This window comes from Sutterella megalosphaeroides (assembly GCF_003609995.1).
GTDB classification, from domain to species: domain Bacteria; phylum Pseudomonadota; class Gammaproteobacteria; order Burkholderiales; family Burkholderiaceae_F; genus Sutterella; species Sutterella megalosphaeroides.
In genome coordinates, this window is record NZ_AP018786.1 from 652,479 (window position 1) to 667,324 (window position 14,846).

The window sequence follows — 14,846 nt, forward strand, 5'->3', positions numbered from 1 at the left end:
ACGCTATGACGCACGACTACTCCGCGATCGACTGGCGCTTTACCGTGGCGCCGATGCTCGACTGGACGGACCGGCACTGCCGGTATTTCCATCGCCTGCTCACGCGCCGCGCGCGCCTTTACACCGAGATGGTGACGACGGGCGCCATCATTCACGGGAACCGCGAATCGCTCCTCGGCTTTTCCGAGGCAGAACATCCCGTCGCCCTGCAGTTGGGTGGATCGGACCCGCACGACCTCGCCGAATCGATCCGCATCGCTTCGGCCTACGGCTACGACGAATACAACCTCAACTGCGGCTGCCCCTCGGAGCGCGTGCAGCGCGGAAGTTTCGGCGCGTGCCTCATGCTCGAAGCGGACACGGTCGCATCGTGCGTTCGTGCGATGCGCGACGTGACGGATCGGCCCGTCACGGTGAAGCACAGGATCGGCGTGGACGATCGGAGCGACTACGCGTTCGTGCGCGACTTCGTCGGTACGGTATACGACGCGGGCTGCCGCGTTTTCATCGTGCACGCGCGCGCCGCCTGGTTGAAGGGGCTTTCGCCCAAAGAAAACCGCGAAATTCCGCCGCTCGACCGTGACGTCGCTCGTCGCCTCAAGGGGGATTTCCCGGACTGCGTCGTGCTCGTGAACGGGCAGATCGCGTCCGTCGAGGAGAGCGAACGCGAAATTGCCTCGGGCCTTGATGGCGTCATGGTGGGGCGTGCGGCCTACCAGAACCCCTGGATGCTGCGCGAAGTCGACGAGCGCCTCTACGGCGAGGAAGAGTCGGAGGTGACGCGAGTTGAGGTCGTGAAGGCCATGACCGCCTACCTCGAAGCGGGTTTCGCCGACGACACGAACGCGATTCGCGCCTGCGCGCGCCACATGATCGGGCTCACGTTGGGACTTCCCGGCGCTCGGCGCTGGCGCCAGTGCCTCTCGGACCCGAAGGCGCTCGAAGCGCACGGGCCGGAGCTCCTCCTTTACGCCTGGCGGGAGGCGTTCGGCGACTGATCGTCGGAACGGTCCGCACCAAACCCGCACCTTGAACGTGCGCCTAGGGACGCTCTCCCGGGGCGCACGTTTTGCTTTTGAGCGCTGAGCGCGCGCTCGGGTTTCAAGTGTCGGACTTCGGGCTTCGGGACTCAGGTGCGGAAGATCGTCGTGCGTTCCGTCGCCCCGTCGTCGGGCGGCAGGCCCACGACGGCCGACGCCTGCGCTTCGTACGAGGCGAAGAGCGCCTGCAGAGCTCGTCCGTACCATTCGAAAAAGACCCGCACGCGCTTCAGGTGCCAGGCGGCGCGGCTCGTCGCGATGTAGCACTCGACGGGCGGGCGGAACCACCCGGGTAGGATCGGAACGAGGGTACCCGCTTGGAGATCTTCGACGATCTGCACGAGCGGCATGTCAACGGCCACCCCCATGTCGTTGAGGAGCGCCGTGCGAATGGCGAGGATGTCGGTCGAGCGGATGCTCTGCCCGAAGACGACGGGCTCCGTCCGGTCGCCTCGGACGAGCACCTTGGTTTCGTGCCGAACGGGTCCCGCATAGACGTAGCCCGTGTGCGCGCGCAGCTGATCGGGCGTCAAGGGCATCCCGTGCTTTTTGAGGTAGCCCGCGCTTGCGACGGGCAGGTAGACGTTGCGGCCGCGACTCATGCACACAAGCCCCGGGAGCACGGGGTGCCCCGTGAGGGTGGCAATGTCGCACAAGCCTTTTTGCAGGTCGTTTTCGCTAAGCCCGCTCTGGATTTCGATCGTGATCGCGGGCTGCTCCGCGCGGAAGCGCTGCAAAAGGCCCGTGAGGCGCCTCGAGGCAAAGCCCGGAGCCGAGGAAAGTCGGATGTTTCCTTCGAGCGCCCGCGCTTCGCTCGTCAGGTCCGAGATGAGCGACGCATGCGCTCGAAGAAGCGGTTCGATCCGCTTGACGGCGAGTTCCCCCGCTTCCGTGAGGCGCAGAGGGCGCGTCGAATGGCGCACGAGTTCGCACCCGAGCGAGCGCTCCAGGGCGGCAATCGCGCGCGAGACGTTCGAAGGTTCGATTTGAAGCGCAGCGGCCGCTTGCGCGACCGTACCTGCCTTGGCAAAGGCGAGAAAGGCGCGCCAGGCGGCGAGATCGTCGGTTTTCGGCATGGGCCTTGTCTTTCGGGAAAAAGGAAATTTTTCTTCTATTTTGAGGGCTTTGCGTCGCGCGGGTTTTGCGTGTCGCGCAAATTGGGATTGCGCATGTCGGCATTGTCCCGAGGTCGGACTTCGCGGCACACTGAGTCACCGCCCGAGCACGGACCGAGAACGGTTCGAGATTCGGGCCGGAAGACCGCAGACCGTTTTTCCCGAGGAGCCGATCGTGCAGCACGACGCATTTTTCTGGATTTCCGCCATCAACAAAGCCACCGTCGTCGTCAACCGGCGCGCGGGCCTCATTTCGGAGCGCATCGCGCGCCTTGCGGCCCGGGGGATCGACGCGCTCGAGCGCGACGCCCGCACGGATGCCTCAAAGCGCGTCGACAAGTACATCGCCTACGAGCCGATGCTCGTCGCCGCCACGTCGCCCGAAGTGACGATCATTCACGCGGGGCGATCGAGCCAGGACATCCTCTCGACGATGCGCCTCGCGCTCGCTGAGGAGGGGACGCTTTCCGTGATCGACGCCTTGGACGGCGTGATCGAGGAGCTCCTCGACTTGGCAAAGCGCCACCGCGACACGATCGTTCCGAACTACACGAACGGCGTTGCGGCGCAGCCCAACAGCCTCGGGCACGAATTGCTCGGCCACGTCGCGGCTTTCCTGCGCGACCGCGAACGCCTGACGGAAGCCCTGGAGCGCGGCGCTTTCTCGCCGATGGGGGCGACCGTTCTGAACGGCACGGGCTGGCCGCTCGACCGCGCCGCCATGGCCCGCGCGCTCGGGTTCGCGGCGCCCGTCCGAAATGCCTTTGACGCCACCTGCATTGCGCCCGTCGACTACCCGGTTGAGGTGGCGGCGGCCGCGGGGTCGATCGCGCTTCATACGGGGTCGATCCTGAACGAAATCATGGTGCAGTACGCGCAGCCCCGCCCCTGGATGCTCCTTGCCGAAGGCGGCGAAAACACGTACGTCTCTTCCGCGATGCCGCAAAAGCGCAACCCCGGCCTCATGAACAATTGCCGGGCGGACGCCTCCGAAGTGCTTGCCGAAATGCAGGCCGTGCACCTGCGCGTGCACAACGTCGTCCCCGGGATGACGGACGGAAAGAGCGTTGCGAAAAACGATCGCCTCTGCCGGACGACCGTGGGGATGCTCGAGCGCTTCAAGAAGGTCCTGCGCGCCCTTGTGATCGACGGCGACCGGGCGCTCGAAGAGCTCAATTCCGACTGGACCGCCTCGCAGGAAATCGCCGACCGCTTGATGCGCGACTACGGGCTCCCGTTCCGAATCGGACACCACGCGGCAAGCCGCATGGTTTCGGAAGCGAAACGTCTCAATTTACGCCCCGCCGACTTCCCCTACGCCGGCATGCAGCGTCTCTATGCCGAGGTGGTGCGCGCGGAATTTCCCGAGGCCTCGCCCGAACTCCCCATGTCGGAAGCCGAGTTTCGCGAAGCGCTCGATCCGCGCCGCATCGTCGAAGCGCGCGCCACGACGGGGAGCGCCGCGCCCCGCGAGGTGGACGCCATGCACGACGAATTCACGGCGCGTCTGAGGGCGCTGCGCGAAAAGAGCACCGCACGTCGCGAAACGCGCCGTCAGGCCTTGGAAACGCTCGAAGCGGACTTCGCCGCCTTCCTCTGACCGAGGTCCTTTTCAAACCTCAACCCATCGACCTTCAACCATCGTTTTCAACCGTAGGAGATCCGAAAGATGTCCTCTCTTCTCCCCTGGATAGCCGTCCTCGTGACGGCCGTGGCGGGTTACGCGCTTCTGAAGCGCTACCAGACCCATCTCGTCCTTCTTTTTGCGGGCCTCGCGATTCTGATCGCGGTCGCGCTCCTGGGCGACGCCTCGTTCCTCCCGAAGGGCGTGAAACCCTCGGGCTTCTGGCTCTTCGACATTTTCGCAACGCTCAAGTCGATCGCGACGAAGCAAAGCGCCGGCACGGGTTTCCTCATCATGACGGCCGGGGGCTTTGCCGCCTACATGGATCGGATCGGCGCCGCGAAGGCGCTCGTCAACGTGGCGGTTAAACCTCTGGGGCGCCTCAAGGCGCCGTACCTCGTCCTTGCGGGCGGGTACGTGGTCGGGCAGCTTCTCGTCATGGTAATTCCGTCGGCGGCGGGCCTTGCGATGCTTCTGCTCGTCGCGCTCTTTCCGATCCTGAAGGCCGTAGGGGTGTCGGCAGCGGCCGCTGCCGCCGTGATCGGCACGTCGGCCGGCATGACCTTCGCGCCCACGGCGGGGACGGCAAGCCTTGCGGCCAAGGTGGCGGGGCTCGATCCGATCAACTACCTCGTCGAATACCAGCTTCCGATCGCGATCCCGACGCTGCTCGTCGCAGCCGCGGCGCACTACGTCGTGCAGCGCCGTTTCGACGCGAAGGGTGACGACGCGCAGGCCGAAACCGTCGAAGTCAAGGCCTCGACCGCGCCCGACGCGCCCGCTTGGTACGCCTTCTTCCCGGTTCTGCCGATCGCGCTGCTCATTGTCTTTTCGAACCTCGTCGTCTCAAGCGTGAAGCTCGATACGATCGCCGCGCTCTTTATGGTGTGGGTCTTTGTGGTGCTCGTTGAGATCGTGCGTCTTCGCGACGTGAAGAAGATCTTCAAGGACGCAATGGCGATGTTCCAGAGCATGGGGAAGATGTTCGCGGGGATCGTGGCGCTCATCATCTGCGCGGAATTTTTCGCTTCGGGCCTCAAGTCGTCGGGCCTCATCGACCTTCTCATCAATTCCGCCCAAGGGGTGGGCGCGGGCATGGGTCTCATGACGGTGCTCCTTACGGGGATCGTTTCGGTCGTCACGTTCCTTACGGGGTCGGGCGTCGGCGCCTACTCCTCCTTTGCGGCTCTGGCTCCGGACGTCGCGCAGGGGCTCGGGGGCTCGGTCGAAGCGCTTGTGACGCCGATGCAGTTCGCCTCGGGCATGGTGCGCGCCATGAGCCCCGTGGCGGGCGTTATCATCGCGGTGGCGGGGGCTGCGGGCGTTTCGCCCGTGGCGATCGTGCGCCGCACCTGGATCCCGATGGTGCTCGGTCTTGCGACGACGGTCGTCGTGAACCAGATCCTCTTCATGTGATTCCCGTTGAGGGGGCGGACGGCCGCCCCCTCCGACCGGACCGAAAGGCCCCGTGCGTCCCCATCGTGCGGGGCTTTTTTTCTTTTTTTCGCTCGCGTGTTGCATCCGTGCGCTCCTGCGAAGTTTCGGAAACGCGGAGCGCGAAAAAGCCGCGCATCCCAAGCGTGGCGGGGATGGCGCGGCGTTGCGGGCGTGGTCTTCGTAGTTAGGAAAGAACGTGAGGCGCCGAGATCGGGATCACTTTTTTGCCTTCTTCGTCGCGTGCTTTTCGTCCCATTCGCGACGCGCGTCCTTCGTCGCTTCGAGCGCTTCGCGCACGGCTTCGGCGGCCGTTTCGTTGAAGCGCCACTGGTAGTCGGTGATGCGCTTGTTGGCCAGCCAGACGCGCGCGGGAACGAGCTTGCGGACGGTCTTGCCCTTTTCCTTCACACGCTCTTCGGCAAAGGCCACCTTGAGGGCGTTGCGGTGCGTGCGCGGTACGCCGAAGTCTTCGGCTCGGATCTCGTCGGGGAAGTCGAACTCCAGCACGCGCGAGCCGTTCACGTAGCGCAGCGACCAGCGGGCGGTCGCGAGCGACCGGTCGTCGTCGCGGCCGCAAAAGATCGTGCCCTTCTTGACGGGGTAGAGTTCGGCGCTCCCCTTCTGGGCGACTTCGACGAGGCGCCCCTTCGAGTCCTTGCCGGTCTTTTTCACGATGGGTTCTTCGAATTTGAGCCCGAGCGGCGTGGCGTTTCTGCCCGGGATGTAGCGCAGGCAGTAGGGGATTTCCTTCGTGAAGCGCTTCGAGAAGTCTTCGATCGAGCCCGAGCCCGTAAAGGCGTTCTTCGTCGGGACGATCACTTCGTCGGAATTCACCCAGAGCGTGGCGCGGTAGCCGATCGAGCCCTTCGGGAAGGTGTAACGCGAGCCGATCAGGTAGCCCGCGGGCGTCGTGCGGTTCGTGCGCGTCACAAGGTAGGGACCGATCGGGAGATCCGACATGTCGTAGGCTTCGAGCGTCAAGTGAAGGTCGAGCTCGCCCGGATCTTCGGAGCGCTTTTTCCCCTTCTTCCGGGAGGCGTCGCCGTTGCGCAGGTGCACGACGATGTGGTGGTCGCTCGCAAGCGACACGCCCTCGATCGCCTGCGGGTCGAGCGCCACCCCCTTGCGAAGGATCGCGGCGGCCCCGGTACCCCACGTAAAGCCGTGCGGCTCGCCGCGCTTGAATTCTTCCTTGACGTCGTAGAGACCGTTTTCGGCGATGGTGTCCGTCACGTAAAAGCGCGACCCCTTGTTGTCGTCGAAGTAGTAGAGGCCCTTTCCTTTGAGCGCGTCGAAGGCGGGCATCGCCACGGGGACGGGTGCCTCTTTTTTCTTCGGGCGGGCGTCTTTCGCGGCCTTTGCGGCCTTCGCGGGCTCGGCGCTCTTGCCCGCGTTGATCGCGGTGAGCGTGCTCGAGCACCCCGTCAAAAGGAGAAGCGAGGAGGAAAGGAGAGTCAATCCGATGGCAAAGCGCATGTGTGGCCTCAGAGCAAAAAGCGGTGAGTGGGGCTCTCGGAGAGCGGGAAACTACGAAATGTAATTTATTTGTAATTTCGACACGACACTATAGCGACCTTCGGCGCGTCCCGTGCGAAAAAGTTCTCGAGGAGAGGGGCTGTCGTTCGGGGGCGGAGCGCGGTGCGTCTCGTGAATTGCAAACATCCCGACCTCCTTGAAAATCAGGGCTCAACCCGAACGACGCGGCCCGGGTTGAGAATTCCGTCGGGGTCGAGCGTCCGCTTGAGGGCGCGCATGAGCTCAAGCTCCGCGGCGTCTTTGGTGCGTTCGAGTTCCGCGACCTTCATCGCGCCAACGCCGTGCTCGGCCGCGATCGAACCGCCCGCGGCGAGCACCGCGTCGTGCACGATCCGACGAATCTGCGCTTCGTGTTCGAACGCGTACGCGGGCGAATCGACGCCGCCGATGTTGAAATGCAGATTTCCGTCGCCGTAGTGCCCGAAGATCGACGGGGCGCACTGCGGGAAATGTTCGGTCAAAAGCGCGCACGTGCGCTCGATCGTCTCCACGAGGCGCGAGCGGGGTACGGAGACGTCGTGCTTCACGTTCCCGCCCGCGCGCTTGACGGCGCCCGGAATCCCTTCGCGCAGCGCCCAGAGACTTTGCGCGTCCGCTTCGCTTCGGGAAAGAATCCCCGCCGTCACGGCGCCTGCGGCCATGAGGTCCGTGAGAAGGTCTTCGAGGGCCGCTTCCCGCGCGTCGTCCTGCCCGTCCGAGGTGTCGCCGTAGGTGCAAATGTCGGTGAGGACCGTCCAGTCCGTAAGTTCGAAGGGCGCCGTGCGGCCTTCGGCGGAGAGCACCGTTTCGAGGGGCGCCCGGCCGATCAATTCAAAAGCTTCGAGCGCGGGCCCGCAGTGCGCTTCGAGGCGCGTGAAGAGCGTCTCGACGTCGGCAAGGCGCCCGAGGGCGAGCAAGAGCGTGCGGCGCGCCCGCGGCGCGGGCTCGAGTTTGAGGATCGCCTTCGTGATGACGCCGAGCGTGCCCTCGGAACCGACGAAAAGATCTCGGAGGTCGTAGCCCGAATTGTCTTTGCGCAGTGCCCGCATGAGGTTGAGAACCCGCCCGTCGGCAAGCACGACCTCAAGCCCGAGAACGAGCGACCGGGCCGAGCCGTAACGAAGCACATGGACGCCCCCGGCGTTCGTCGCGAGAACGCCGCCGATGCGTGCGCTCCCTTCGGCGGCAAGCGACAGGGGAAAGATTCGTCCCGCCTCGCGCGCCGCCCGCTGCAAGTCGGCAAGCACCACGCCCGCTTCGACGACGGCCGTGTTGTTGACGGGGTCGATTTCGAGAATCCGATTGAGGCGATGCGTCTGCAACAGGATCGTGCGCGCGGCTTCCCGGTCGGTGAGGTCGGGATCGGGTGTCGCGCCTTCGACGTTCGAGGTGTTGCCGCCTTGCGGAATCACCCGGGCGCGGTGTCGGGCGCAGATCTTGAGGACTTCGGCCGTTTCTTCGGTTGAGGCGGGCCGTACGATTGCGAGCGCCCGCCCCTGACGGCGTCCGCGCCCGTCGAGCGAAGCTTCGCGAACGCGGTCGGGGTCGGTGACGAGGGAGGCGGCCCGGCGGAGTTCGCCGAGAAGGTCGTCGGACATGACGGAGATTCCTTGTCGATGTGCTCGATGGGCTCGGGGGCGTCAAAGGAAACGCAACGAGGTTCCTTCGAGTATAGGCCGCAACGCGGCACGGCCCCGACGGCCGGGGCCTCTCGAAAAGCAACGAAATCGAACCGACGACGAGTCGACGAAGAGAGACGAAAAGGAGACGAAGACGCAGACAAAAGAAAAACGCACCCGGCCGAAGCGGAGTGCGTTTGTCGTCGTCGTGCGTCGGCTCCTTCGCGCGGAAGGGAAGGAGCCGCGAGGGGCCGATTACTTCAGCGCTTCGAAAACGCGCGCCGTGATCGCGTCGATCGAGCCGAGGCCCGAGATCGAGCGGTACTGCGGGGCGCCTTCGCGACCCGACTTGGCGAGTTCGCCGTAGAAGCCGACGAGGGCTTCCGTCTGGGCGTGGTAGACCTCAAGGCGCTTCATCACGACTTCTTCGCGGTCGTCGTCGCGCTGGATGAGCGGATCGCCCGTGACGTCGTCCTTGCCTTCCACCTTCGGCGGGTTGTACTTGATGTGGTACGTGCGGCCGCTCGCGGGGTCGACGCGGCGACCCGACATGCGTTCGACGATTTCGGCGTCGGGCACGTTGATTTCAAGCACGAAGTCGAGCGGGATGCCGGCTTCGAGGAGCGCTTCGGCCTGCGGAATCGTGCGGGGGAAGCCGTCGAAGAGGAAGCCGTCCTTGCAGTCGGGCTGAGCGAGACGTTCCTTGACGAGACCGATGATGATGTCGTCGGAAACGAGCTGGCCCTTATCCATCACGGCCTTGGCGGCAAGCCCGAGCGGGGTGCCGGCCTTGACGGCGGCGCGCAACATGTCCCCCGTGGAAATCTGCGGAATGCCGAACTTTTCGCAGATGAACTTCGCCTGGGTGCCCTTGCCGGCGCCGGGGGGGCCGATGAGAATAAGACGCATGGAATAACTCCTTCGTGAGGAAATTTGTTGTTGGTAGAGGGCCGTGATGCGGGGGCAACACGACATCTTGCCGCATATTGTATCCCCGCACGGTTCGCTTCCTCTACGGTCGGACGGAGGAAAAGGCGGAGATGCGGCCCGCGGAGCCTTCACGGGAAGCGAGGCTCCAAGCGAAAAGGCTCCGACCAGGTCGGAGCCTTGGGGAAAATCATCGGGCGAAGGAAGCAAAGAGCGCCCTTAGCCCCGGCGAATCACTTCGCTTCGCCGCGCGCGATGCGTTCGCGGTAGATCGCGCGCACGCGTTCGAGGTCTTCCTCGGTGTCGACCCCGGCGGGAAGCGCCGCGTCGAGAACGAGCACGGCGATTTTGTCGCCGTGGTACATGGCGCGCAGCTGCTCCAGGCTTTCCGTCGCTTCGAGAGGCGACGGCGGGAGCGTCGGGAACTTCTTCAGGAAGCTCACGCGGTAGGCGTAAAGCCCCAGGTGATGGAGCGGCCGAAAGCCTTCCGGCATGCGATCGGGATCGGCGCGGAAGGCGTCGCGCGGCCAGGGAATCGGGGCGCGCGAGAAGGTCATGGCGTTGCCGCACGCGTCAAGCTCGACCTTCACCACGTTCGGGTTGAGGAAGCTCTCGAGATCGTCGATCGTATGAGCGGCCGTTGCCATCGCGCACTCGGGGCGCGAGATCAAAAGTTCGGCCACGGCGTCGACCACGTCGACGGGCATGAGGGGTTCGTCTCCCTGCACGTTCACGACGACGGCGTCGTCGGGAAGGTCGAGCTTGGCAACCGCTTCGCTCAGACGGTCGGTCCCCGTCGGATGATCGGGCTTCGTGAGCACGCATTCGACGCCTTCGGAGCGGCACGCTTCGAGAATGGCCTCGTGGTCCGTGGCGACGACGATGCGGTCGGCCCGCGCGGCACGAACGGTTTCCGCCACGCGCACGATCATGGGCTTGCCTTCGATCGGCTTCAGGGGTTTTTCGGGGAGGCGCGTCGACTTCATGCGCGCCGGAATGAGAATCGTGTAGGACATCGCTGCTTCCGACGGTGGATCTGAGAAAAGTGTTCGAGAGGGCGCTCGACCTCAGTCGCGCGGCGTCGTGTTGCGCGACGTCGAACGGGCCTTGGCGTAGGCTTCGCGTTCCGCTTCGGAGAGCGTGCGGGCCATCGCACGGATCATGTTGGGAACGCCCGCGCGCACTTCGAACCCGAGACCGCAGCTCGGGCAGACGAGTTCGCGGCGCTCGCCCGTACCGGCCTCAAGCGGCCCCTTGCAAACGGGGCAAACGAGAAATTCGGGGATCGTGTTGTTCGTCATAACTATACGGTTGAGAAAACGGGAAATGATAGTCCTCAAAACGCGTTCGGAGCCCGTCAACCGGGCTCTTTTCGACGCGGGTGCCGCTCAGGCCGATTCGACGGGCGGCTCGGGCGGCGTGCGACCGAGCGCTTCGGCCGCGTCGGCGGCCTTCTCGTGCACGAGGTCGATCAAGTAGGGATCGAGCCGCACTTCAAGCCCCACCACCCAGATGCGGGGATCGTTCTTGATTTCGGGAATCCGGGCGCACTTCACGGCGTCCTTGCCGGTGATGAGAATCATCTTCTCGGGACGATCGGCAAAGGGGTTCTTCGCAAAGTCGTAGTGGTCGCCGAGTTCAAGCTCCGCGCAATCGATGTCGTGGGCGCGCACCATCGCGAAGAACCGCCCGGGCGCCGCGATACCCGCGGCGGCAAGCGCCTTCGAGCCGTCGCGCGCGAGTTCGGCGGAGAGTTCGTCGATGTCCTTGAAGCGCCCCGTGGCGAGCTGCTGGCAGGGACCGAAGCAGCTCGACGCGGCAAAGCGCGGCGTGCGGCTTGCGACCGTGTCGGCGTTCGGCGTATTGAGCACGATCGCGTCGACCGTGTCGAGCCTCTCGGGCGTCTCGCGCAGCGGCCCCGCCGGGAGCACCCAGCCGTTTCCGAGGCCGCGCGCGCCGATGACGGCAAGCTCCACGTCACGGTGGAGCGCATAGTGCTGCAGGCCGTCGTCGCTCACGATGAGGTCGATCTCGGGATGTGCGGCAAGGAGCGCTTCCGCGGCCGCGTGACGACGTCGACCCACGGCAACGGGCGCACCCGATTCGCGTGCGATCAAAAGGGGCTCGTCGCCCACTTCCGCGGCGCTCGAGGCGTTCGTGACGAGTCGAACCGCATCGTCCTCGCGGCCGAAACCGCGGGAGACAACCCCGGGGTGCCAGCCGCGCGCCCGGAGTTCGCGAACGAGTGCGATCGTCACGGGAGTCTTCCCGGTGCCGCCCACGTAGATGTTGCCGACCACGACGACGGGCACCGACAAACGACGGGGCGTCGCACGGCGTCGGCGCGAGGCGCTGACGGCACGGAAAAGGAGCGAAAGGGGGTAGAGGAGACACGCCGTCGGGCCGCGTCGGGCCCATTCGCGGTGGATCCAGGCTTCGAGTTTGGCCTCAGCGCTCATGGCGGACCTCCGTGAAAAGCATTCGGAAGGCGGTCGCCGCGCGGGCGGAAGTAACGGCGGGGACCGCAGCACGTGCGGTCCCGGTTCGTCGCGGAGGGTGGTCGTCGGGCATATACCGAGAGAAAAAAATCAGGCAAACGCGGCCGTTCAAAAGGGCCGCGCTCTTTTCGAGCCTCCAATGATAGCCGCAAACGCGAAACGCAGGCGGCGGCTTCGCACGCGTCTTCGGGCAGGCGTTCTCTTTCGCCGAAATAGTCGTTGTGAATCAAGGGGTTACCCTTAGATTGCGCGCCTCTCGGGAGTGTCGAAACGCTCCTCCGAGGGGCGCTTGCCTGTGGAGAACTTAGTGAGCAACTTTTTCGTTCGGTCGTTGCGGGGCGGTCGGGGGAGGGGGCGCCGCAGCACGCCGTCGAGGACTCCGGGAAATCGTAAATCTACGATGTTTTCATGGGATTTCGCGTTTCATGAGGTTCGTTCTGACGAGGTTTGACCGGTGTTTGCGGTCGGCGCTCGAACGATCTTTCCGGGGAGGTGTCGTGTGGAAAACCTTCAATGCAATGAAATAAAAGGAAAATTCATGCAAATCGACGGTGTGCGACGTGCTTCCGGAGGGGCTTTCGCGCAGCTTTTCCACAAAGTCATCCCCAATTGAAATTCGGAGGCCGAGCGACTCCCATACCCCTAGGTGTGGTGTGTGCGACGTCGGAGACGGAAGAAATTGTGGCCGAAAAAGGCGGTTTTCCACGGGTTTTGCGACTTTCTGCACCGGATCCGTGGATTAACCTGTGGATAATTCCGGGAGAACTTCGGTAACACACTGTTATTTATTAAAAAATGATGAATTGCCTAAAATTTAAGCAACATGAGGCGCCGTGTGAGCAACCGAGGCGAAAATTTGGGTGGATAACATCGTTTTTCGGGAGCGCTCACCCGAACGCGGGCGTCGGGCTTGTGCTCGAACGGCATCCCGAGGGAGCGTTTCCGGGCGTTCGCGGCCCGAAGCCCCGCGTGTTGCGCGAACTGCCGGCACTTGCGCTACATTGAGGCGTCGTACGCTCCGATTGTCTCTGTTCGACGATCCCGCCGCTTGGTTTTCTTTTTCCCGCCCCTTTTCCATGTCGTCCTTCATCCGCCCCGCCGACGATTGCGTTGCATACGTCGAAAGCTTCGAACGTGTTGAAAGTTTCGACCGGTTCGACCCCGAGGATCCGCTCTGCGACGTCGAGGCGATCGAGCGGGCGATGCTCTCCGACGCTCCCCGCGCGGGCTCGCGCCGGGAGGAGAGCCTTCGGGCGCTTGCGGCGATTCGCGAGCGGCTCGAAAACTTGCGAAAGGCCGCCCCCGAGAGGATCGCGAAGAAGCCCGCGAGAAAGACCTCGCGAAAGACGACGGGACAAGCGCTTTCCGAGAGGCCGCCCGAGCGAGCTTCCGACGCTCCCCGCGCGCATCCGCGCGCCCTCGACTGGAGGGAAGCTTCGCGGCGCTTCCCCGTGCCCGACTGCGTCGGACAATCGGGCGGGGCGAACGGGGCGGGCTCGACGTCGCCTGCGATCCGGCCCGAGCCTTCCGCCGTCGTCTCCACCGACTCCGAACCCCTTACCGTCACGGAAGCGCTCGAGCGCTGCCGTCGGGCGCTCGAAGGCCTTCTCACCGACTTTTGGATTGCCGGGGAGGCGACCGACCTTCATCGGTCGGCGGCCGGTCACACGTACTTTCGTCTGAAGGACGCGACGGGCGTCATCTCCTGCGTCTACTTCGCGGGCTCGGCCCGCAACGCCCCCGCCGATTTCCGGCAGGGGGACAAGATCGAGATTCGCGGTTGGGCGGATATTTTCGTCAAAGGGGGCGACTTGCAGATTCGCGTCGCAGAGTGGCGTCGTGCGGGACTCGGGGCGCTTTACGAAGCGTTCCTGAAACTCAAGGCGCAGCTCGAGGCCGAAGGGCTTTTCGATCCCGCGGGAAAGACGCCGCTTCCCCGTTTCGTTCGGCGTGTGGCGGTCGTGACGAGCGCGCGCGGTGCGGCGCTTCAGGACGTCGTGCGTACGCTTCGGCGTCGCACCCCTTGGATTCGGATCGATCTCGCGGACTGCCTCGTTCAGGGAAACGAGAGCGCCGAGTCGATCGTGCGGGCTCTGCGCCTTGCGGACCGCTCGGGAGCGGACGCCATCCTTCTCGTGCGCGGGGGCGGGTCGCTCGAAGACTTGCAGAGTTTCAACGACGAACGGGTGGCGAGGGCCTTGGCCTCCCTGCGCACGCCCGTCGTCACCGGGGTCGGGCACGAAACGGACGTGACGATCGTGGACTTCGTTGCGGACGTGCGCGCGTCGACCCCGACCGCCGCCGCGGAATCGATTTCCGCCGATCTCGCGCACTGGCGCATGCGGGTGGAAGGCGCGGGCGAAGCGCTCGCAAGAGGGCTCGACCGTCACATCGAACAGGCGGCCGTGCGGATCGACCGGGCGGAGCGACATTTCCCCGAACCCGCGCGCTTTTTCGAGCGCGCGACGGAGCGCCTCGCGGCGGTCGTTCGGGCGCGGCGCTCGGTGACGGACGCGCGTTTTGCGGGGCTGGCCGCACGGCTTGACGGTGCGGCGGGACGCCTCGCGTCGCCCGAAGCGTTTTTGAGCGCGCAGATTCGGGGGTTGGAGCGGGCGGAGCTGCTCCTAGGCGCTCGGATCGATGCGGTTCTGGGGGCTTGCGACGCGCGGCTCGAACGGGAGAAACACGCTCGGGACGAGGCCGCAAGACTACAGGTCGATCGAAACGCACGGCGACTTGCCGCCGCCGAACGTTGGATGCCGAACGCCCGACGCATCACGGAAGATCGCGCCGCACGGCTTGCGATTCTCGAGCGCACGCTTGCGGCGCTCGACCCCGATCGGCCGCTTCGCGCGGGGTACGTGCGGCTCGAGGACGCGACGGGCACGCCCGTTCTCGGCTCGCACCTTGCGGCGGGCGAGCGCGTGCGCCTCATTTTCGAAGGCGGGAGCGCGGGTGCTCGGATCGAGGACGTCGCGAAAACCGAACCGGGCTCCTGAAGCGGCCGTTCGGCGTTCGCGTCGGACGATATACTCGCAAAGGACGTGCGGGAGAGACCGGTTCGGCTTTTC

Annotated in this window: 11 protein-coding genes; 4 read left to right on the plus strand and 7 right to left on the minus strand. The window is 65.1% G+C overall.

The features are described from left to right. Positions 1 to 5: 5 nt before the first annotated feature. Positions 6 to 998: a tRNA dihydrouridine(20/20a) synthase DusA gene (gene dusA, locus S6FBBBH3_RS03025; RefSeq protein WP_120176352.1), complete on the plus strand. Its 993-nt coding sequence runs from the start codon at positions 6 to 8 to the stop codon at positions 996 to 998. A gap of 131 nt (positions 999 to 1,129) precedes the next feature. On the opposite strand, the gene S6FBBBH3_RS03030 is transcribed toward dusA, so the two are convergent. Then, on the minus strand, positions 1,130 to 2,116 hold the full coding sequence (locus tag S6FBBBH3_RS03030; protein ID WP_120176353.1) for a LysR family transcriptional regulator: 987 nt from the start codon (positions 2,114 to 2,116) through the stop codon (positions 1,130 to 1,132). A 214-nt stretch (positions 2,117 to 2,330) separates the two neighbouring features. On the opposite strand from S6FBBBH3_RS03030, the gene S6FBBBH3_RS03035 reads away from it, so the two are divergent. Continuing rightward, the gene (locus tag S6FBBBH3_RS03035) at positions 2,331 to 3,755 is read left to right on the plus strand and encodes an argininosuccinate lyase (protein WP_170143799.1); all 1,425 of its coding nucleotides are present in this window, start codon (positions 2,331 to 2,333) and stop codon (positions 3,753 to 3,755) included. A gap of 69 nt (positions 3,756 to 3,824) precedes the next feature. Then, on the plus strand, positions 3,825 to 5,195 hold the full coding sequence (dcuC, locus tag S6FBBBH3_RS03040; protein ID WP_120176355.1) for a C4-dicarboxylate transporter DcuC: 1,371 nt from the start codon (positions 3,825 to 3,827) through the stop codon (positions 5,193 to 5,195). A 237-nt stretch (positions 5,196 to 5,432) separates the two neighbouring features. Here the strand turns inward: dcuC and S6FBBBH3_RS03045 are convergent, their stop codons facing one another. The 6 genes from S6FBBBH3_RS03045 to lpxK form a co-directional block, all read right to left on the minus strand. After that, the gene (locus S6FBBBH3_RS03045; RefSeq protein ID WP_120176356.1) at positions 5,433 to 6,692 is read right to left on the minus strand and encodes a hypothetical protein; all 1,260 of its coding nucleotides are present in this window, start codon (positions 6,690 to 6,692) and stop codon (positions 5,433 to 5,435) included. Positions 6,693 to 6,895: 203 nt separating this feature from the next. Next, positions 6,896 to 8,329, minus strand: a complete 1,434-nt coding sequence (locus tag S6FBBBH3_RS03050; protein WP_120176357.1) for an FAD-binding oxidoreductase — start codon at positions 8,327 to 8,329, stop codon at positions 6,896 to 6,898. Positions 8,330 to 8,605: 276 nt separating this feature from the next. Beyond that, complete coding sequence (adk, locus tag S6FBBBH3_RS03055) at positions 8,606 to 9,259, minus strand: adenylate kinase (RefSeq protein ID WP_120176358.1); 654 nt, start codon at positions 9,257 to 9,259, stop codon at positions 8,606 to 8,608. 251 nt (positions 9,260 to 9,510) lie between these two features. After that, positions 9,511 to 10,293: a 3-deoxy-manno-octulosonate cytidylyltransferase gene (gene kdsB / locus S6FBBBH3_RS03060; protein WP_120176359.1), complete on the minus strand. Its 783-nt coding sequence runs from the start codon at positions 10,291 to 10,293 to the stop codon at positions 9,511 to 9,513. A gap of 51 nt (positions 10,294 to 10,344) precedes the next feature. Beyond that, positions 10,345 to 10,578: a Trm112 family protein gene (locus tag S6FBBBH3_RS03065; RefSeq protein WP_120176360.1), complete on the minus strand. Its 234-nt coding sequence runs from the start codon at positions 10,576 to 10,578 to the stop codon at positions 10,345 to 10,347. An 87-nt stretch (positions 10,579 to 10,665) separates the two neighbouring features. Beyond that, on the minus strand, positions 10,666 to 11,736 hold the full coding sequence (gene lpxK / locus S6FBBBH3_RS03070) for a tetraacyldisaccharide 4'-kinase (protein ID WP_120176361.1): 1,071 nt from the start codon (positions 11,734 to 11,736) through the stop codon (positions 10,666 to 10,668). A 1,115-nt stretch (positions 11,737 to 12,851) separates the two neighbouring features. Here lpxK and xseA point away from each other — a divergent pair. Further along, positions 12,852 to 14,774 carry an exodeoxyribonuclease VII large subunit gene (xseA, locus tag S6FBBBH3_RS03075; protein ID WP_123957630.1) on the plus strand — a complete coding sequence of 641 codons (1,923 nt, stop codon included), beginning with the start codon at positions 12,852 to 12,854 and terminating at the stop codon, positions 14,772 to 14,774. Positions 14,775 to 14,846 lie beyond the last annotated feature (72 nt).

Coding starts and splice junctions, on each gene's coding strand:
- dusA (WP_120176352.1), top strand. CDS start 6: ATGACGCACGACTACTCCGCGATCGACTGGCGCTTTACCGTGGCGCCG.
- S6FBBBH3_RS03030 (WP_120176353.1), bottom strand. CDS start 2,116: ATGCCGAAAACCGACGATCTCGCCGCCTGGCGCGCCTTTCTCGCCTTT.
- dcuC (WP_120176355.1), top strand. CDS start 3,825: ATGTCCTCTCTTCTCCCCTGGATAGCCGTCCTCGTGACGGCCGTGGCG.
- S6FBBBH3_RS03045 (WP_120176356.1), bottom strand. CDS start 6,692: ATGCGCTTTGCCATCGGATTGACTCTCCTTTCCTCCTCGCTTCTCCTT.
- S6FBBBH3_RS03050 (WP_120176357.1), bottom strand. CDS start 8,329: ATGTCCGACGACCTTCTCGGCGAACTCCGCCGGGCCGCCTCCCTCGTC.
- adk (WP_120176358.1), bottom strand. CDS start 9,259: ATGCGTCTTATTCTCATCGGCCCCCCCGGCGCCGGCAAGGGCACCCAG.
- kdsB (WP_120176359.1), bottom strand. CDS start 10,293: ATGTCCTACACGATTCTCATTCCGGCGCGCATGAAGTCGACGCGCCTC.
- S6FBBBH3_RS03065 (WP_120176360.1), bottom strand. CDS start 10,578: ATGACGAACAACACGATCCCCGAATTTCTCGTTTGCCCCGTTTGCAAG.
- lpxK (WP_120176361.1), bottom strand. CDS start 11,736: ATGAGCGCTGAGGCCAAACTCGAAGCCTGGATCCACCGCGAATGGGCC.
- xseA (WP_123957630.1), top strand. CDS start 12,852: ATGTCGTCCTTCATCCGCCCCGCCGACGATTGCGTTGCATACGTCGAA.